The sequence below is a fragment of the Oscillibacter ruminantium GH1 genome (assembly GCF_000307265.1).
In the GTDB taxonomy this organism is placed as follows: Bacteria; Bacillota; Clostridia; order Oscillospirales; family Oscillospiraceae; genus Oscillibacter; species Oscillibacter ruminantium.
The window spans coordinates 194291-212201 of the sequence record NZ_DF158897.1 but is presented as its reverse complement, the minus strand read 5'-3'; the positions used below and the strand labels follow the sequence as shown (position 1 = coordinate 212201).

Genomic DNA, 17911 nt, shown 5'->3' with positions numbered 1-17911 from the left:
GATTTGTTGCTTGGGCGAGAAACCGGAAATGCTATCGCTCAATGGAATCATTATACAATAATTTGGCACACAGCACAATGTTTGATTTTGGAGAGCTGCTATTTTTGGTTGTCTGCACAAGAAAGAAAGAAAAGAATTTACGTTTCCGCCCCGCAAAGGCAAAAAAACGCGGCCCCATTTCGGGGCCGCGTTAATCGTTTACATGTCAGGAGGCAAAGTTGATCTGGAAGCGGGCACCGGAATCCCCCGCAAAGACGATCATGCCGCCCTCCGGCAGTTTGACGGAGGTGTCTCCCCACAGGAGAGAGGAGGCCGCCAGCGTGCCGTCGCCGTTGTAGACGTAGAACCCGGCGTCTTCGGGGAAGGTAACCGCCATGGTTTTGCCTGCCGCCGCGCCCACCTTGTACCAGCGGGCATAACCCGTGGACTGGATGGTGGAGTAAGCGCCGCTTTTCGTGGAGATGTTTTTCAAGCTGTTCTCGGTCTGATAGGGCGCGCCGTTGATCCACAGCAGGCTTCCGTCCACGGTGACCGTACCCGCATCGCGCCCGATGGGCAGGTCGTAAAGCAGTTCGGTGGGGCTGACGATGCGTTCTCCGCCGACATAGCCCGGGACGTATTCCACGCCCGCAGTCAGGGCCGAGGTCACCTGCGCGGCGGAGGAAGCGTCCGACAGGGCCAGATACAGCTGAGAGGAGTATTTTTCAGCCAGCGGGACCGCGCTTACGGTGGCCAATTTGTCCCATGCCGCCTGTGTCTCGGCGGAGACTTTATTTTCCGGCATCTTTACCAGTAGATAGTCGCTGGTGGAAAGCACGCCCAGATTAGGCAGGGGCGCATAACTCTGCTGATAGAAGTAGGTGGAGCCGTTGGACTCCTTCACCAGCTTCACCGCCGCCGCGCCGGTGGAATCCCGGAAGGAGCCGTCGCTGTAATAGGTCAATGTCTGGTCAGGAATGCCCGCCATGCTCATTTGATGGAGAGTCAGCTTGCCATCGGCGGAGATAGTAGCCTTTAGCTGCTGGGTGGTGGTGCCGTAATACCCGGACTCGCCCGCAAGAGACGCGGGCATTGTTGCGGGCGAGGCGGTGGGAAGGGCGGGTTCGGAGCGGTCCAGCTTCACGCCCTTTGCCTCCAGCGCGTCCGCCAGCATCTGGGCGGCGGCCAGCTCGTTATAGACGGACACGCCGCCGGAGGTCAGCACCGCCGCGGCCATGTTATATTCCGGCAAAACCAGCAGCGCCGCGTGAAAACGCAGGGTGTCTCCACCTTTGACAAGGCACTGAATGCCGTTCTGCTCAAACGGCCGGAATTCCACTGCGTCCCAGCCAAGGCCGTAGCTCACCATACCCAGCGGCTCGTCGGGCCAGATGCCCCGGTCATACTCGGGGGCGGCCATGGCGGCGGTGGAACTGGCGGAAAGCATGGATGTACCGGTAAAGGCTCCGCCAAAGGCCGCTAAATCCTCCGCTGTGGCGTACAGCCCGCCCGTGCCCACGATGCCGATGGTGTCTTTGGGCAGCAGACGCTGCTGTGCATCGGCGGTGCAGGTCAGGGCCAGTCGGTTCAGGACCTCGTTGCCGTCCGAGGGCGCATAGGTATTCGCCAACCCAACCGGAGTCAGAAGGGCGGAACGGACATAGTCCATAAAGTCCTTTCCGCTGACGGCTTCCACCACCAGCTGCGCCAGCGTGAACCCGTCGTTGCAGTAGGCGGAGAACGCGCCGGGGGCGGCTTTCAGCTTCTGCGTGGAAAGGCGCTCCAGCAGCTCGTCGGTGGCCTGCTGGTCGTCGTCGTTAAAGAGAAAGGCGTTGGTGGAAGAAGTCCCCATCAGACCGGAGGAGTGGTTCAGCAGCATCCGCACGGTGATCTTTGTATAGCGGCTGTCCGCCATTTTGAAGTCCTTTAAATAAGCGGTGACTGGGGAGTCCAGCTTGACTTTTCCCGCCTCCACCAGCTTCATGACGGCGGCGGTGGTGTACATTTTGCTGACGGAGCCGATGCCGTACAGTCCGCCGCCCACGGCCCCCAACATTGCCATGTGGGAATCCTTCAGGGAGGCGGGGGTATTGATTTGCTCCCCGCTGATGGTGAAAACGCCGTCCTCCCACAGGGCATAGGACGCGCCGATGGCCCCGCCGTACTGCATGGCGTAGCCCACCGCTGTTTGGGCGGATTTCTGCCGCGCCTCGGAAGCCGGGGCGCGTTTTACCTCCGCCGCCATCGCCGGGACGGCAAGACTCACGGCCATGGTCAGCGCCAGTCCCAGCGCCGCCAGCCGTTTTTTCAAAATTCCTCTCATATTTGATTCCTTTCCCGCCCCAAGGGCGAATGAACTCAATAACTTGGGTATACACCTTCCAGCAGGGGGAAAGTCAAGCGCTTTTTCTGAATTTGCGCAGACGCACCGCCCAAAATGCCAATGCCACGCCGATCGCGCCGCTGAAAAAGCAAAACACCAGCATGGCGTTCACACCGCCCCGGTCAATGATGCCCCCGGCGATCAGGTTGCCCACCACGCCGCTGAGGCCGTTGGTGGCCACCATTTTGAGGGACTGTCCCTGAATGCGGTCCTCGGGCGGGACATTTTCGTTGGCAAAGAAAACGTTCCCCGGGGTGAACAGTCCATATCCCAGCATCTGGATCGGCTGCATCATCAGGAAAAGCCGCAGATCCCCGCAGAACAGAAACAGCAGGGGCTTGAGCGCCATGAACACCGCGGAGATCACCATGATCCGCTCAAGATTTGTCTTCTTCCAAAGCCACTGGAATAAAATCGCTCCCGGCAGTTCTGACGCAGCCATCAGAAACAGAGCAAGCCCCAGAGAGCCGCTGTCGCCGCCCCGGTCATTTACAAGGCTGACCAGAAAATTGACAATAGGCATGACCGCCATTAATCCAAAGAAGCCCGCCAGCAGCATCACGGTGAACGCCGGATTGTGCTTTAAAATGTAAAAAGGAGAGTGCGCGGGTGTCCGCGTATGCGCCGCAGGCGCAGCGGACGGGGCAAATGCGGGGAAAACGGCCAGAGTCGTCAAAATCAGGAGGACCAGTGCGCCATGAGTCACCAGAGCGGACTCCACCCCGAAGCGGCGCGCCTGCTGGCCCACCAGAACGGACACAATGGCATAGGCAAAGGCCCCCAGTCCCCGGCCCAAGCTGTACCGCACGTCGATTCCGGCGTTGAGGAACTGCATCGCCATGGCGTCGATCAGAGGATAGGCGTTGGTTTCCAGCGCGCCCAGAGCCAGAAAAATCAGCGCGGTGCCGAAAAAACCGGGGCGGGAAAAATAAAATCCGCCGTGGATCAGCAGCGCCGCCAACATACACCCGCCAAAAATCCGCTTCAGCGGCACCGCCGGATGCCGGTCTGCCCAAGCACCCAGCAGCGGCTGAGCAAAAATACCGGACAGGCAGCCTAATGAAATAAAAACGCCTGCCTGTCCGCTGGAAAATCCCCGGTTTAGCACGATGGCTGTCTGATAGCCGGTGAATGCGGCCATCATGCCCCAAAACCAGATCTGAAGCAGGAAATACATGGTGTTTACCCGCTGCCCGGACGGCAAAGACGTGCCGCTCATGGCGTCTCCCCCGTCAAAAGGCCCAGCAATGGCTCAAACTCGACGCCCTCCCGGATGGGTAAATCCTCTTTCGCGGTCCGCTCCGCGCAGGCCCGGACAAATTTGGCGGCAAGCGTTGCCGCGTCGTTCAGATTCCGGCCCTGCACCAGCGCACCGGTGAGAACAGAGGCGAACACGTCGCCAGTCCCGTGAAATTCGTGAGCGACAAACGCAGTCTGCACCGCCTCGGACCGGCCTGTTTTTGCGTCGAAACACATCGCCCCGGTCATTCCCGGCGACATGGAAACCCCGGTGAGAACCACGGAGCGCCTGCCGTCCAGACTCAGCCGCTCCACCATCTCCTGCGGAGAGGGGAGCGTGTCCAAAGGCAGATCCAGCAGCAGGGCCGCCTCGGTCAGGTTCGGGGTAATCACGTCCGCCAGACGGGCAAGGCGAATCATTCCCGCGCACATGGCGGGGGTATAGGTCTGATAGACTTTGCCGTGGTCGCCCATGACCGGGTCCACCACCGTCACGGTTTCAGGGCGGCGGAAGTCGCGGAAAAATTCCGCCACCAGATCAATTTGACGCTCGCTGCCCAAAAATCCGCTGTAAATCGCGTTAAACTGCAAATTCAAGGACTTCCAGTGGGCGGCCACCCGGGGCATTTCATCGGTCATGTCAAGAAAGGTAAAACCGTCAAATCCGCCGGTGTGCGTGGAAAGAAAGGCGGTGGGCAGCGGACAGCACTGTGTTCCCATGGCGGACAAAATCGGCAGGGCAACGGTGAGGGAGCACCGTCCAAAGCCGGACAGATCGTGGATTGCAGCAATACGGGGCGTAGACATGGCGGTTCCTCTTTTCTATTGCGTCTATTACAGGCGGGGAAAATTTTTATCTGTTTTGTCTAAGTATACGGCAAATCTGCCTATTGTTCAAGTGGCCGCTTCGTGGTAAAATAGCCCCAGAGTAGCTATTTTATCGATTCACGCAATCTACCGCAACGGCGCTCTGCGTCTGCGGCCAATATGCAGGATTTAGATGTTGCCATCTCGGTAAATGGTTGATATAATAAAAAAGTACCGGAATTTTTCCGGCTTCTCCTATTTGCGCCTGTGATGGAATTGGTAGACATGCGAGATTTAGGTTCTCGTGTCGCAAGACGTGTGGGTTCGAGTCCCTTCAGGCGCACCAAATGAAAAGCCGCATCTTGACCTTCTGAATGAGGGCTGAGATGCGGCTTTTTTCAATGAAGAAAGGCTTGAAATTACAATGAAATAGACTAGCTGTGCGTCGGCAAAGCAGATGCCCGCACAATATAGGGTTGGTGAGGCTTGGTGATTACTGCGAGGTTGGCAGCAACGCACCCTTTTCTAAGCTGCGAAGATAATCCGGTAAAGTATAACTATTCAGGTGACGAAACTCTGTAGAGACTACTTCCCCTGAATGGTTAATACAAAAACTGATTTCGTCCTCTCCGATTGTGTCGTGTGGCCCTAAATAGGGCAGTGTTACAAATTTAATACAAGTGTAGGGACCATCGCTTGTTACTTCTTTCACTGTGGTTAAGTAATAAACAATTTCTGGATTAAGCGTATAGTATGGCTCGTAAAATAGGTCACTCTGCTCTTGCAGATTATCTAAGAATAGATAGACCAGCAGTTGATCCCTGATGTCTTGCTCTTCAAAAGCCGCCATGGCTGTGCCTGCTGAATCGTGAAGGCAATTTTGTTTCAAAAAAGCGGTCAAAATAAAAGCGAAGAGAACCAAGAGAAAGCCCGTTGCCATTATTTTTGAATGCCGAACATGAATGACCATACACTTCACTCCCAATTACTCCTAAGTTTATGTATATGTGATTTAAATCCCATAAACGTCTTAATTTACAAGTTCTCTGTAGAGAAAACGATTGATAATCTATGAATGGATGAGAATCCTATCTTCAACAAAATTGATGCTAAGGATGGTTAAATGAATCCCAAAATATATAAATTTCTTACGGAGATAAAAAAAGTCCCGGATATTGACGGCGCATATGTTGAAGTTCCTTACGACATCAAAACGGAGTTCGGAAAGGGCCGTGTCAAAGTCCACGCCACCTTTGACGGAATGGCGTATAACGGAAGCGTTGTCAGCATGGGCAGACATGCCGATGGAAGTGCGCGCTATATGATTGGCGTTCGAAAAGCCATCCGCGCGGAAATCGGCAAACAGCTCGGGGATTATGTGCAGGTGAGCATTTGCGAACGGGAATGATATCCCCTTGTATGCAATCTGCTTTGATGAATTCACAAAAAAAGACGCCCATAGGCGTCTTTTTCTGTTTGCTACCATCGCTTTTGCAAAGCAGGGCAGCTTGTGGGCCGAATGCGTTTCACCCCAGAGCCACATCCAGCACCATCATCAGCGCAAAGCCCAGCGCCACGCCGATGGTGCCAATGTTGGAGTGCTCCCCCGCCTGTGCTTCCGGGATCAGCTCCTCCACCACAACATAGATCATCGCCCCTGCGGCAAAGGCGAGGATATACGGCAAAATGGGCGTTACCAACGCGGTGAGAAGAATGGTGACGATGGCTCCAACGGGTTCCACCACCCCGGAGAGAAAACCGTAACAAAACGCTTTTCCACGGGAAAGGCCGCTGCCAACCAGCGGCATGGAGATGATGGCGCCCTCCGGAAAATTCTGAATGGCGATTCCCACGGCCAGCGCGAACGCGCCCGCCGTGGTGATGACCGCGCCGCCGGAGCGCATTCCCGCCAGCACAACGCCCACGGCCATCCCCTCCGGGATGTTGTGCAGTGTCACGGCCAGCACCAGCATCAGCGATTTGCCCAGCCCGCTTGGACGGCCCTCCGGACTGTCGGAATTCAGATGCAGATGCGGGATGATGGTGTCCAGCAGTAGCAAAAAACCGATGCCTGCCAGAAATCCCACCAGTGCCGGGAGCCATGCCGCCGTCCCTGCCGACTCTGCCATGTCGATGGCCGGAATCAGCAGCGACCAGACCGACGCTGCGATCATCACGCCGGAGGCGAAGCCAAGCAAAAGCTTTTGCAGGCGCGCACTCATTTCTCCCTTCATAAAAAAGACCATCGCCGCGCCCAGCGTTGTTCCAATAAAGGGAATCGCCACACCAACGGCGATTTTCATAAGGTCACTCAATGAATCCACCTCGATCATTCCTTTGTAGTATGCCTCGTTTCCGGCTGAAAATCCTGTGCGGAGAGAGGCCTGTCGTGTTTGCCGATTGATTGTATCACACTGGAAACGAAATTTGAATTGCTTTTCCCACTTTTATTGCATGTCGGCTAAACAAAGCGAACACAGACTGCGGTGGTATTTTTGGTAAGACGCAGAAAAGCCCCTTAAGAGGCCGTCTGGAAAAGAGATGCGGCTGGCAGCTCTTTTGGCGCTCTTAAGGGGCTTTGTCCAAATCAAGACCCGCTGGACATTGATTTGGGATTCGGCTTCTTAGCTTTTAGCCGGGAAAGGTTCCGGCGGACATCTGGTCAATGAAGCCCATATAGGCGGTCTGCATCTCGGCGGAAACCAGCTCGTCGTTGAAGGTGCCCACGCTCAGGCACCTGTTTTCGAAGGAGCCATAGATGGTCTTGTTGCCAAAGGTTCCGGCCTCCACGTCCTGCATGGCCAGCTTCAGCATCCCGGCGTTGTCGGTGACCACGGAGCCGATCAGGCAGGCGTTTTGATTCTGGGGAACCAGATCGGCGGGCTGACCGATGTCGTAAATGGCGATCTCGCCGCTGCCGTTGGCGGTGTCGATGGCCTGACGCGCGCCGGAGTCCACGGCGGAAGCGTCGCCGAAGAACACGTCCGCCTTCTTGGAGATCATGCCGTTGGCCAGCTCCATGCCCTTGGCGGTGTCGTCAAAAGAACCGGCATAAGCGGAGAGAACGGTGATGTCGGGGTTGACGGCCTTGGCGGCGGCCTCATAGCCGGCCAGCTTTGCCTTGGTGGTGTCAATCTCCATGCCGCCGATAAAGCCCAGCACGTTGGTCTTGGTCATCAGACCCGCCAGAGCACCGGCCATGTAACCGATCTCGTCGGCGTCGGGCAGAATGGAGGTGATGTTGTCGGTGGGCAGGCTCTCGGCGCCGTTCAGAACCGCGAAGCAGATGTCGGGATAGTCCTTGGCGACCTGCACGGTGGCGTCGGAATACTGGTTGCCGGGCAGGAAGATCATGTTATAGCCCAGATCGCAGTAGCTGGTGATGGAGCTTGCGTAGTCGGACTGGGCCACGCTGTCGGCGTAGGCGGTTTCCCAGCCCAGATCTTCCGCTGCATCCACCATGGCGTTGTAGCAGGCGGCGCCCCATCCGCCGTCGGAGATGCTGGAATCGCAGACCATGGCCACTTTGTAGGTGGCGGTGGACGCGCTGCCGGAAGCTGCCGCTCCGGAACCGGACGCGGCGGGAGGCGTGCTGCCGCCGGAGCCGCAGGCTGCCAGAGACAGGGACAGGGCCGCAGCCAGAACCAATGCAAAGACTTTCTTCATTTCATATTCCTCCATAGTTCAGATTTCGATGGGATGTAATCAAAAGGCTTGCGCCTGATGAACCGGTTCAGCGCTCCTCGCGCAGATACGGCTTGCCGTTGGCCTTAGGCCCGGCCTTTTTAATGCCGAACATCGCCAGTGCCACCAACGTACAGACATAGGGAATCATCTGGAAGAGCTGATAAGGAGTGGATGTGCTGAGAATTTGCAGCCGCAGCTGCAGCGCGTCGCAAAAGCCAAAGAGCAGGCACGCCAGCAGTACGCCGCCGGAAGACCACCGCCCGAAGATTACGGCGGACAGGGCGATAAAGCCGCGCCCAGCCACCACGCCGTCGGAATAGGTGTTAACATAGCAGGTGGTAAGGTACGCGCCGCCAATGCCCGCCAGCGCGCCGCAGATGATACAGGCCACATACTTCTGGCGCACAACGTTGATGCCCAGCGTCTCCGCCGCCTTGGGGTACTCGCCGACGGCCTTGTAGTTCAGGCCCTTTTTTGTTTTGTTGAAGAAAATGCCGGTGAAGATCACCATCAGATAGGCAAAATAAACCATGGGTGTCTGGTCGAAAAGGAGCTTTCCCAAAAAGGGAATGTCCTTCAAAACGGGAATTGCCACGGTCTTCATCAGCGTCCCCTGTGCCAGCGTGGAGCTGACGCCGAAGTAAATCCGGTAGATGAAGGATGCCACGGCGGGGGCAAAAATGTTAATGGCCATGCCATAGACAATCTGTTCGGCACACAGGGAAATGGTGCAGTAGGCGTAGATCATATTGACCAGAATGCCGCCGCAGGCTCCGGCCACAATGCCGAGAAGAGGGCTTCCCGTGAGGAAGCAGACCATGAAACCGGTCAGCGCGCCGAAGGACATAATGCCGTCCAGCCCGATGTTGACAAGGCCCGCCCGCTCGGAATACAGCTCCGCCAGCGCCACCAGCAGAATCGGGGTGGCCATGCGGACGGTGGAGAGGATCAGTTCGCCGATATCCATCTTACTTCCCCTCCTTTTTCTTTCCGGTGTGGTTTGCCAGCCATTGGCGGATCTGGGGCAGCTTGACCAACGCGAAGCCCGCCACCGCCAGCACAATGACCAGCGCCTGAATGATGTCGATCACCGAGGTGGGTACGCCGGTTCCGGCCTGCATGGTGTTGGCTCCGGTGCGGAGCACTGCGAAGAAGTAGGCCACCACCACCGTGGCCACCGGGTTGAGTTGGGCGATCAGCGCCATGGCCACGCCATCAAAACCGTAGCCCACGGCGTAGCCGCTGATAAGGCGGTATTGGGTGCCCAGCAGTTCCACACTGCCGCCCAAGCCCGCAATAGCGCCCGAGACGATAAAGCTGAACAGGATGTACTTTTTCACATTGAAGCCGTTGAACCGGGCGGCAGTCATATTCAAACCCACTGCCCGCAGCTGAAAGCCCTTGGAGGTGCTGAACAGAAAATACTGCACCACCGCTGCCACCGCCAGCGCAATCACGATTCCCCAAGTGACCCGCAGGTCGGGGACGATGCGCTGGAGCTGGGTTGCGTCCGGCACGGCGGCAGTCTGAGGAACGTTGCCCTCCCGCAGGACGCTGGTGTAAAGAAGACCCATGAAAAGTGTCGCCACATAGTTCAGCATGATGGATACGATCATTTCGTTGAGGCCCCGGGTGATTTTCAAAATGCCGGGGATTGCGCCCCAGATTCCGCCGGCCAACGCGCCGAACAGCAGGCATAACACCGTGGCTCCCGGCCCCTCAAGGCCCCATGTGGTAGCCACCCAGCAGGTGGCGATGGAACCCATGATGAACTGTCCCTCGCCGCCCAGATTGAACACGCCGCAGCGGTATGCAAAGCAGGCGCAAAGGCCGGTGAAGATCAGGGGCGTTGCTTTCACCAGCGTGGAGGCGAAGTTGTTGGGCGTGCCGAAAGCGCCTCGGAAAAGATAGGCTACGGCCTGCGTGGGACTTCCGCCCAGTGCCGCAATGATAATCGCGCCGATGACAAAGGCCAGCAGCACAGAGGCCAGCGGCACTAGAACACTCAACAGACTTTTCTTGATTTTCATGTCGTCCCTCCCCCTTACTTACCGGCCATAGCCAGACTGATTTCCTCAATGGGAGGATTTTTCCCGGAGTAGACGCCCATGATCTGTCCTTCAAACATGACGATAATCCGGTCGGAGATTTCCAGTACCTCATCAAAGTCCGCCGAAATCAGCAGCACGCCGCAGCCCCGGCCCCGGGCGTCAATCATCGCGTCGTGCACATACCGGGTGGCGCCGATATCCAGACCGCGGGTGGGATGTACCGCCACCAGCAGGTCGGGTTCACCCTCCAGCTCCCGAGCCAAAATCACCTTTTGCTGGTTGCCGCCGGAGAGGTTGCGGGCCTCCTGCTCCACAGATTCGCAGCGGATGTCATATTTTTCCTGCATGGCGAGGGCATAGCTGTGGATGGCTTTCTTTTTCAGATGGAAGCCGTGTCCGTCGGAAAACTGGGGCTGCTCCGTGGTTTTCAATACGATGTTATCCTGTACGGACATGTTGCCGATCAGGCCCATTTTGTTCCGGTCCTCCGGGATGTGGGAGACGTTTTCCAAAATAAAGCCGTTGGGGGTAAAACGGGCAATTTTGGAGCCTTTCAGGTCCACTTCGCCCTCGTCCGGTGTTAAAACACCGGTGACAATCTGCGCCAGCTGACTCTGCCCGTTGCCATCCACACCGGCGATGCCCACGATCTCTCCCCGGCCGACCTGCATGGTCACGCCGTTGAGGCCGCTGTGCTTAAACGCCTTCTGATAGCTCACGTCCGTCAGCGCCATTACCGGCTCGCCGGGCTGCTCCACCTTTTCATAGTGGGAGGGCGTCAGTTCCCGGCCCATCATCAGGTTGGCAAGCCCCGCCCCGTCCGTTTCGCTGCATGAGACGGTGCAGACGGTTTGACCGGCCCGCAAAACAGTGATTCGGTCGGAGACTTTCAGCACCTCGCGCATTTTGTGGCTGATGAAAATGACGCTCTTGTTCTCGCTCTTCAGCTTTTCGATGATGGCAAACAGGCCCTCCGCCTCGATGTCGGTGAGAGCCGCAGTAGGCTCGTCCAGTACCAAGAGCTCCGCGCCGCGGTAAAGAGCCTTCAAAATCTCCACGCGCTGCTGCGCGCCCACGGCAATATCGGTAACGGGCTTGTCCAGTTCCACTTCCAATCCATAGCGCTCCGCCAGTTCCAAAATCTCCTTGCGGCGGGCCTCTTTGTCGATGAAAATCCCTTTTGTGCGCTGGTCGCCCAGAATGATATTTTCAAAGACCGTCATAGCCTCCACCAGCATGAAATGCTGATGGACCATGCCGATGCCCTTTTTCACCGCCTCAGCGGGGGAAGTGATTTTAACCGGCGCTCCGTTTAAGTAAATCTTTCCCGCGGTGGGCTGATAAAGGCCGAACAGCACGTTCATCAGCGTGCTTTTTCCCGCGCCGTTTTCCCCCAAAAGGGTATGTACCTCACCGCGCCGAACTTCCAGATTGATGTCTCGGTTGGCATAGACGCTGCCGAACTGTTTTGTAATGTGCTCCATGCGCAGGATCTCTTCCATAGGCATCTCCCTCTTACAAAAAAAGAGGCCGGAAGCGCAGAAATTTTCTACCAGCGTTCCGTCCCCGTTGTCATACCGTTCATTTTTTATTTTATTAGAAATATGACGGCATGTCAAGTTTACCCTGCAAAACCAGTAATAGTTTCCGTTTCTAGTAGCTATAAGTTTTACAGCTGACAAGCCAAAGCTGCGCACATGGCGCGGCATAAGCATGGAAGCGAAATGCAGCAGACAGAAAATACCCGCCAAAGCGGCACGGTGGCGCTGCTTTGGCGGGTATTTGTCAATATATTGGTTTGTCGGTCCGATTTGGGCGAAAGGCAAAATTCACTGCCCGGCCCCGCCTTGCGGTTCCCTCACTCCAAAGGCTCAGGTATCGTCCGGACGGGGATTGGTCACCTGCGTCCAAATGCTGTTCACATCGTCCACACAGGCGAAATAGGTTCCGGTCAGCAGATTTGCCGGGATGCCCAGCGCCTCGGTTGCTGCGGCAACACCATTCCAGTCCGCCTGTTCATAGCACAATGCCAGCTCAAACAGCTGACCGGCTTTGCCTTCGCGGCGCAGAAGCGCGGCCTTGACCTCTTCGGGGACCGGGATCTCCGCCAGAATTTCCTCCAGCGGTGCGTCGATCAGATAGTGCAGGGTGGAGAACATGCCCATGAGGTATGCGTCGGAATTGGAGATGGGCATATCCTTGGCATACTTCATCAGCTTGCTGCAGAAAGTTCCCCGCAGGAGGGATAGCTTCAGGAACTCCTCGGAGTCCTTGTCCAGCTCGTTCTCCGCGTTGTTGGCGCTGAGCAGATAGATCCACTGGCGCAGCTGATTCAGCCCCACGGTCATAATGGCCTGACGCACGGTGGTTGCCCGATGGCGGCGGGCAAAGTAGCAGGAGTTTGCCAGACGCAGCAACGCATAACTCAGCGTGGCGTCGATGGAGATCAATTCCTCCACCTCGCTGATATCCGGTTCCTCCCGGCTCATGGCGATGATCAGCCGGAAGAAATTGCTCTGCATGTAGCCGCTGCTGTGGGTCTTCGTAGACAGCTTTTCAGCCACGCGAGTCCCCTCCATGGCGTCTACACCCAGCTCCTCCGCCTTGGCGTAAAGCTCCTCTGTGTCGATACTGGTGGCAATGCACAGCTTTTTCAAACTGTGGGCAATCTCAATGATGTTGCGCAGCTTCTTTTCACTCATGGTGGTGAAATTCAGCTTCAGATAATCAATGGTGTCCAGCAGCCCCAGATACCGGGGAAGAAACTGGAATTCGTTTACCGCGATCCGATACCCTTTGGATGCATACTCCTGCACAGCGGCCAAGGCTGCGGGGTGAATGATTACGCTGTCGTCGATCTGGATGACCAGCTCGGAGCGGTCAAACAGGTCCGGCGTTTTTTTCAGCAGCAGCGTCGCCGTGAAGGTCATGAAATTAAACGAACCCTTGAGAACCTTGCCTGTGTTCTGGGTGAGAAAATTATACACGGTGTCGGCGGCGGCAAATTCCTTGTCGCTCAACATCCCGTCAAAGGCCTGATTCTCCCCGTAATATAAAATTTCGTATCCGACCGTTTGCTTCTGGGCGTTGCGAATCGGCTGGCGAACGATATATTTGTTTTTATTCCGATCCTTTTTCATGCACACTCATTCGCTTTCATGCGTTTTCCGCCGGAGCTGCCTTGTGCAAAAGCTGATCCATCACAGCCACCAGATGGCCGATTTCCGGCTTGGAGAGCTGCTCGTCCGCGCCGACCTGCTTGCCTTTGACCCGCATTTCTTCGGAGATCAAGGACGAGAACAGGATCACCGGGATCTTACACAGCACCCGGTCGCTCTTGATGAGTTTTGTCAGGCGGTGGCCGTCCATTTGCGGCATTTCGATATCGGTGATGACCAGAGCCACTTCATTCGGCGCGGTCCCCTGAGTCTTCATATCCGTCAGTGTATCCCAAAGCTCCTGCCCGTTGGGGAACATATGCAGGTTCGTATAGCCCGCTTTGCCCAGCGCCTCTTGAATCATCCGGCTCAAAAGAAGGGAGTCCTCCGCGATGTAAACCGGCTGGCTGCTGCGCTCCCGGGGGCCTAGCTGGTCGATCTCGCTGAGCTGGATCGAGGTTTCCGGAGCAATTTCTGCCACGATCTTCTCAAAGTCCAAAATAGTCACCAAGTCGCCGTTGCACTGGGCGATGCCGGTGGCGACTCCGTCCGCACCCCCGGAGACTGCGTTATCCGGTTTTTGAATATCCCGCCATGAGATGCGGCTGATGCCCACCACGCTGTGGACCCGGAAAGCGATAAACATCTTGTTAAAATTCGTGACGATAAACAGATCCTTGGGCTGCTTTTCCGCGTCCTCGCCGGACAGGTACTTGGGCAGATTAATCACGGTGAGAACCTGATCTCTGGGCTTGAAAATGCCTTCCACGGCCGGATGGACATGGGGCATGGATTTCACAGGCGCGGACAGCATGATCTCCCGCACTTTGGCCACGTTAATGCCATAGAGGTTCTCATTAATAGTGAACTCCATGATCTCGATCTCGTTGGTTCCCGACTCCAACAGGATATTACTGTTATTCTGTCCCGTAACACTCATTCCTTTCACTGTGCTCCGCACAAGGAGCGGAGGCGATTTGTTATCCGGCGCAGCGCACATTGTTTATTTGATGAAAGGGCAGCCCCTTATCATTTTAACCTTAAAATTTAATTTCCGGACGGCCATAGGAACGAATAACTCCGGTTCCTGTGGCGCTGTCAAACTCCATTGTGCGGGCGACCGTGCCGCCCACGTCCTCCCAGAGCAGAGGGACCTTTTCCATTCTCAGAATTTGATGAACGCTCTCGGCATTGCGCTGGCCGATGTTGCCGAGGCTGCCGCCCGAAACCTCAAACATCCGGGCGCCCCCGGCAATTTTTGCCGTGATGGCGGCGCGGCGCGCGCCCTTTAGCTCCATCTCCCGCAAGGCGGCGCGAATGCCGGTGTCGGCATATTTATAAGTGTTTTTGCGCCCGGTTTCCATATTCAGGGGCAACATGATATGCACCAATGCGGCCAGCTTGAGGTGAGGCTCATACAGGCAGATCCCAATGCAGGAACCCAGCGCATAGGTAATTATTTTCTCGCCGTTTCTGCCCATTTTCATATCAGCGATCCCAACGATCAGCTTATCATTCATCCATAACGCCCAACTTTCGCAGGAGGAAATTGAGGGACCGGATGTCCGGCGACAGCAGCAGCCGGCAGGGAACCTGCTTGTTGTCGCAAACGAAATTGCCGCCGATGGTCATGATGTAATCAGACTGGCCGCCGTAAGCCGCCATGGGTACCGTCAGAATCGCGCCCTGCATGTCCACCGCAAAGGCGGGAACCGTCAGCGAGATGGAGATATCCGCCAAACCGCTGAGAGCGTTGATAAACGTGGAAATCATAATGTTGCCCACTTCCACCAGTGTGGAGATTTGCATCTCCTGCAGCTTGTTAAAATCGGCCACCGACACACCCAGCACGTTGGAAAGCACCAGGTTGATAAAGTCCATCTGCTGCACCGAGAGCATGATGCCGTTGATCTCGCCGCCCAACTGGCTCAAAACGCCCGCTGTGATGGATTCCGGTCCGCCGATCCACTCGATGGCCTCGTTATATCCCATGATGCGGACTTCCGGCAGTGTGATGCGCACTTCCTTGCCGATCAGCTGAGACAGCGCCGTGGCGGCGTTTCCCGTGCCGATACTGCCGATTTCCTTGAGAGTGTCGATCTCCAGTCCGCTCAGGTCTCCGTAATTTTTAATCTCCATACGATTTCCCTTTCCGCTTCAGGATCACAAATTTAGGTTCTCAGATTGTTCACGGTGCTCTCCAGCTCGTCCGAGGTGGTTACCATTCTTAAATTATAACTGAAAGAGCGCTGCGCTTCAATCACTTTTGTAATTTGTTCCGCCAAATCCGTGTTCGAAGCCTCTAAAGAGCCTTGCTGAACCGTTCCCGTGCCAAAGCGGACCTGTCCGTTCTTGGCTGCCGGGATGTAGCGATTGCCGCCCATGCGGATCATTCCGTCGGTATTCGTGAAGTCGAAAACGCCCACCGGCTGCTTTGCTTCTGAGTCGGTGACCTCCGTCACCGCGCCGCGGTTATTCAAAACGAACCGCCCCATCCCGTCGGAGAGCATGTAAACCGTCTCCATCACCGGCTGCCCGTTTTCATCCAGTTCCGCTTCCCCGTCGTCGGTGCGCTTTTGGCGCTGAAATTCCGAGAGAGAGAAGGACCCGTCCCGGGTGTAGGATACCTCGCCGTTAGCAGGGTCATAGAGTCCGAAAAATCCTTCGCCAATGATGGCGTAATCCTGCTTGCGGCCGGTGTCGGCAATGGCGCCCGCGCCGAAATCCGTTCCCGCCATGGCCATTTTTGCACCGGAGCCCCGGGGAAGCTGTTCCCCGTCGATGCCGTTCACATTACCGTACATCAGCGACGAGAAGGAGGGTTTTTGGGCCTTAAATCCATAGGTGTTCACGTTGGCGATGTTGTTTGCCTGCACATTCAGACGAAGCTGCTGCTGGGCTGCGCCCACTGCGGCGGTATAGAAAGAACTGTTCAAATCCGCTCGCTCCCTTCCTTAAACATTGCCCAGATTGGTGGCGGCCTTGGTCATCAACTGGTCGTACATCTTGCTCACTTCCGCAGCACTCTGGAAAGCCCGCTGGGCAGTCATCATGCCGGTCATCTGCTGAATTAAATCAATGTTGGAGCGCTCCTGTGTCTTCCAGTGGAGCGAGGCGCCCGTGGCGGCCTGTGCGCCGCCCCCGGTAAAATAGCCCTGCGCGTTGCGCTGAAGCTGTGCGTTGTCGGCAAATGAGTAGACCCCAATCTGACCCAGATACAGGCCATCCTCTGTGGAGATCACACCGGAGGCGTCCGCGTGGATTTTGTCGGTACCCAGCGAAATCTCCTCTCCGTTGGGGTCCAGAATCCGGCTGCCATCCGGCTGACAGAGGTATCCCTCGTCGTCCAGAGCAAAGCTGCCCGCCCGGGTATAGGCCACGCCGTTGCCGGATTGCACGGCGAAAAAGCCGTCGCCCTCAATGGCGAAATCCAAGGGCATTCCCGTCTGTTCCAAAGAGCCTTGTGCATAGTCCGTATAAAGCTGACTGGGAGCCAGAATGTAGCTGGCCGGACCGATTTCGGCGGAATTGCGCTTATCCTTGTTGCCGACGCGGCTGACCATGTATTCCCGGAAGGTGCTGTCGGTATAAGTGTCGGCCTTGTAACCGGAAGTGGAGACGTTTGCCATATTGTTGGAGATCACGTCCAGCCGCCTGCCCTGCGACACCATCCCGGAGGTCAGATTGTAAAACCCTTTAAACATTTGAACACGCCCTTTTCTCATTGCGCTCCGGATTCCCCCCGAGATAGGGGTCCAGATAAACGCGCAGTTTTTGAATTGCCCTGCTGTGGATTTGGGATACGCGGGGTTCGCTGATTTCCATGACCTGCGCAATATTCCGCATGTTCAGCCCTCGCTCGTAATAGAGAGACAGCACCAGCTGTTCGTTTTCCCGCAGAGTCCGAATACCGGCGCCCAGCTGCTCCCGCAGCTCCTTTTGCTGGAGGTTGGCCTCGGGCATGTCTGCGTCTCCCGCCGGAAGCGAGATGCCCGTGTCCCCCTCGCCGCGGCGTTCAAAAATGGCCTCTAACGAGACAATGTTGCAAAGAGCCGTGGCCGCCGCGTCTTCGCGGTATTTCTCCACGCTGACCCCCAGATGATTGGCAATCTCCTGATCGGTTGGAAATCGGCTGAGATGATTGCTGAGACTGCTCACCGCCTGATCAATCTCTTTAGAGCGCTTGCGCACGCTGCGGGGCAGCCAGTCCTGCTGCCGGGCAAGATCAATGATCATGCCCCGGATACGCTTGGATACGTATGTCTCAAACTTCACTCCCATAGCGGGGTCGAACTTGTCCACGGAATTCATCAAGGTGATGATTCCCTCGTTTACAATGTCGTCTACCTGCGCAAATCCGTTGTACACGCCGCAGATTTGCAGTGCGATGCTCTTGATGAGCCCCTCATACCGCAGCACCAGCGGCCACTTATACTCCTGAATCCCTGTGCGCTTGTAGAGACTCAGCAGCTCGTCGGTTGGCAGTGCCTCGATTTCCCGTTCCGTCAAAACGGCGGACGGGTTGGCTTCTGCTGTTAAATTTTTCGGCAGAGCCATTTCACTCATGTTCCTGTCCAATCCTTTCGGGGAGTTTTCTGAAAACGCGG

General features: G+C 56.3%; 17 protein-coding genes and 1 tRNA gene. 2 read left to right on the top strand and 16 right to left on the bottom strand.

All coding sequences use genetic code 11. The features are described from left to right. Positions 1–205: 205 nt before the first annotated feature. The 3 genes from ON16_RS05620 to ON16_RS05610 form a co-directional block, all read right to left on the bottom strand. Positions 206–2302, bottom strand: a complete 2097-nt coding sequence (locus tag ON16_RS05620; protein ID WP_040660222.1) for a serine hydrolase domain-containing protein — start codon at positions 2300–2302, stop codon at positions 206–208. Between the two features lie 73 nt (positions 2303–2375). After that, positions 2376–3581 (bottom strand): MFS transporter, encoded by a 1206-nt coding sequence (locus tag ON16_RS05615; RefSeq protein WP_040660220.1) that lies wholly within the window; start codon positions 3579–3581, stop codon positions 2376–2378. After that, the gene (locus tag ON16_RS05610; RefSeq protein WP_040660218.1) at positions 3578–4408 is read right to left on the bottom strand and encodes a pyridoxamine kinase; all 831 of its coding nucleotides are present in this window, start codon (positions 4406–4408) and stop codon (positions 3578–3580) included. The genes ON16_RS05615 and ON16_RS05610 overlap by 4 nt, the downstream gene beginning before the upstream one ends. Positions 4409–4669: 261 nt before the next feature. On the opposite strand from ON16_RS05610, the gene ON16_RS05605 reads away from it, so the two are divergent. Next, positions 4670–4754: transfer RNA gene (locus ON16_RS05605), tRNA-Leu, on the top strand. A 147-nt stretch (positions 4755–4901) separates the two neighbouring features. Here the strand turns inward: ON16_RS05605 and ON16_RS05600 are convergent. After that, positions 4902–5378 carry a hypothetical protein gene (locus tag ON16_RS05600; protein WP_040660216.1) on the bottom strand — a complete coding sequence of 159 codons (477 nt, stop codon included), beginning with the start codon at positions 5376–5378 and terminating at the stop codon, positions 4902–4904. Positions 5379–5531: 153 nt separating this feature from the next. Here ON16_RS05600 and ON16_RS05595 point away from each other — a divergent pair, with 153 nt between their 5' ends. Then, a complete protein-coding gene (locus tag ON16_RS05595) occupies positions 5532–5816 on the top strand; it encodes a DUF1905 domain-containing protein (protein WP_040660214.1) in 285 nt (94 codons plus the stop codon). Between the two features lie 118 nt (positions 5817–5934). Here ON16_RS05595 and ON16_RS05590 read toward each other — a convergent pair whose 3' ends face one another. From ON16_RS05590 to ON16_RS05535, 12 genes are all read right to left on the bottom strand, one after another. After that, a complete protein-coding gene (locus ON16_RS05590) occupies positions 5935–6711 on the bottom strand; it encodes a ZIP family metal transporter (protein ID WP_040660929.1) in 777 nt (258 codons plus the stop codon). Between the two features lie 328 nt (positions 6712–7039). Continuing rightward, positions 7040–8074, bottom strand: coding sequence for a BMP family protein (locus ON16_RS05585; protein ID WP_040660212.1), 1035 nt, complete (start codon positions 8072–8074; stop codon positions 7040–7042). A 67-nt stretch (positions 8075–8141) separates the two neighbouring features. Continuing rightward, positions 8142–9062: an ABC transporter permease gene (locus tag ON16_RS05580; RefSeq protein ID WP_040660210.1), complete on the bottom strand. Its 921-nt coding sequence runs from the start codon at positions 9060–9062 to the stop codon at positions 8142–8144. A gap of 1 nt (position 9063) precedes the next feature. Further along, complete coding sequence (locus ON16_RS05575; protein WP_040660209.1) at positions 9064–10125, bottom strand: ABC transporter permease; 1062 nt, start codon at positions 10123–10125, stop codon at positions 9064–9066. A 14-nt stretch (positions 10126–10139) separates the two neighbouring features. Continuing rightward, the gene (locus ON16_RS05570) at positions 10140–11648 is read right to left on the bottom strand and encodes an ABC transporter ATP-binding protein (protein ID WP_040660208.1); all 1509 of its coding nucleotides are present in this window, start codon (positions 11646–11648) and stop codon (positions 10140–10142) included. 369 nt (positions 11649–12017) lie between these two features. Continuing rightward, positions 12018–13286 (bottom strand): EAL and HDOD domain-containing protein, encoded by a 1269-nt coding sequence (locus ON16_RS05565; protein WP_040660206.1) that lies wholly within the window; start codon positions 13284–13286, stop codon positions 12018–12020. A 16-nt stretch (positions 13287–13302) separates the two neighbouring features. Then, positions 13303–14244 (bottom strand): chemotaxis protein, encoded by a 942-nt coding sequence (locus tag ON16_RS05560; RefSeq protein WP_040660204.1) that lies wholly within the window; start codon positions 14242–14244, stop codon positions 13303–13305. A 100-nt stretch (positions 14245–14344) separates the two neighbouring features. After that, positions 14345–14824, bottom strand: a complete 480-nt coding sequence (locus ON16_RS05555) for a chemotaxis protein CheD (RefSeq protein ID WP_040660203.1) — start codon at positions 14822–14824, stop codon at positions 14345–14347. After that, on the bottom strand, positions 14817–15443 hold the full coding sequence (locus ON16_RS05550) for a chemotaxis protein CheC (RefSeq protein WP_040660201.1): 627 nt from the start codon (positions 15441–15443) through the stop codon (positions 14817–14819). Before ON16_RS05550 ends, ON16_RS05555 begins: the two co-directional genes overlap by 8 nt. 32 nt (positions 15444–15475) lie before the next feature. Then, complete coding sequence (locus ON16_RS05545) at positions 15476–16240, bottom strand: flagellar hook-basal body protein (protein WP_040660199.1); 765 nt, start codon at positions 16238–16240, stop codon at positions 15476–15478. Between the two features lie 18 nt (positions 16241–16258). Next, positions 16259–17008 carry a flagellar hook-basal body protein gene (locus ON16_RS05540; protein ID WP_040660197.1) on the bottom strand — a complete coding sequence of 250 codons (750 nt, stop codon included), beginning with the start codon at positions 17006–17008 and terminating at the stop codon, positions 16259–16261. Further along, positions 17001–17870: a sigma-70 family RNA polymerase sigma factor gene (locus ON16_RS05535; protein ID WP_051131561.1), complete on the bottom strand. Its 870-nt coding sequence runs from the start codon at positions 17868–17870 to the stop codon at positions 17001–17003. Before ON16_RS05535 ends, ON16_RS05540 begins: the two co-directional genes overlap by 8 nt. Positions 17871–17911: the final 41 nt, after the last annotated feature.

Bases quoted from the DNA above. Each gene is read 5' to 3' on its own strand.
- ON16_RS05620 (WP_040660222.1), bottom strand. From the start codon at position 2,302: ATGAGAGGAATTTTGAAAAAACGGCTGGCGGCGCTGGGACTGGCGCTG.
- ON16_RS05590 (WP_040660929.1), bottom strand. From the start codon at position 6,711: ATGAAAATCGCCGTTGGTGTGGCGATTCCCTTTATTGGAACAACGCTG.
- ON16_RS05555 (WP_040660203.1), bottom strand. From the start codon at position 14,824: ATGAATGATAAGCTGATCGTTGGGATCGCTGATATGAAAATGGGCAGA.
- ON16_RS05550 (WP_040660201.1), bottom strand. From the start codon at position 15,443: ATGGAGATTAAAAATTACGGAGACCTGAGCGGACTGGAGATCGACACT.
- ON16_RS05610 (WP_040660218.1), bottom strand. From the start codon at position 4,408: ATGTCTACGCCCCGTATTGCTGCAATCCACGATCTGTCCGGCTTTGGA.
- ON16_RS05595 (WP_040660214.1), top strand. From the start codon at position 5,532: ATGAATCCCAAAATATATAAATTTCTTACGGAGATAAAAAAAGTCCCG.
- ON16_RS05580 (WP_040660210.1), bottom strand. From the start codon at position 9,062: ATGGATATCGGCGAACTGATCCTCTCCACCGTCCGCATGGCCACCCCG.
- ON16_RS05560 (WP_040660204.1), bottom strand. From the start codon at position 14,244: ATGAGTGTTACGGGACAGAATAACAGTAATATCCTGTTGGAGTCGGGA.
- ON16_RS05570 (WP_040660208.1), bottom strand. From the start codon at position 11,648: ATGGAAGAGATCCTGCGCATGGAGCACATTACAAAACAGTTCGGCAGC.
- ON16_RS05565 (WP_040660206.1), bottom strand. From the start codon at position 13,286: ATGAAAAAGGATCGGAATAAAAACAAATATATCGTTCGCCAGCCGATT.
- ON16_RS05585 (WP_040660212.1), bottom strand. From the start codon at position 8,074: ATGAAGAAAGTCTTTGCATTGGTTCTGGCTGCGGCCCTGTCCCTGTCT.
- ON16_RS05575 (WP_040660209.1), bottom strand. From the start codon at position 10,125: ATGAAAATCAAGAAAAGTCTGTTGAGTGTTCTAGTGCCGCTGGCCTCT.
- ON16_RS05535 (WP_051131561.1), bottom strand. From the start codon at position 17,870: ATGAGTGAAATGGCTCTGCCGAAAAATTTAACAGCAGAAGCCAACCCG.
- ON16_RS05600 (WP_040660216.1), bottom strand. From the start codon at position 5,378: ATGGTCATTCATGTTCGGCATTCAAAAATAATGGCAACGGGCTTTCTC.
- ON16_RS05540 (WP_040660197.1), bottom strand. From the start codon at position 17,008: ATGTTTAAAGGGTTTTACAATCTGACCTCCGGGATGGTGTCGCAGGGC.
- ON16_RS05615 (WP_040660220.1), bottom strand. From the start codon at position 3,581: ATGAGCGGCACGTCTTTGCCGTCCGGGCAGCGGGTAAACACCATGTAT.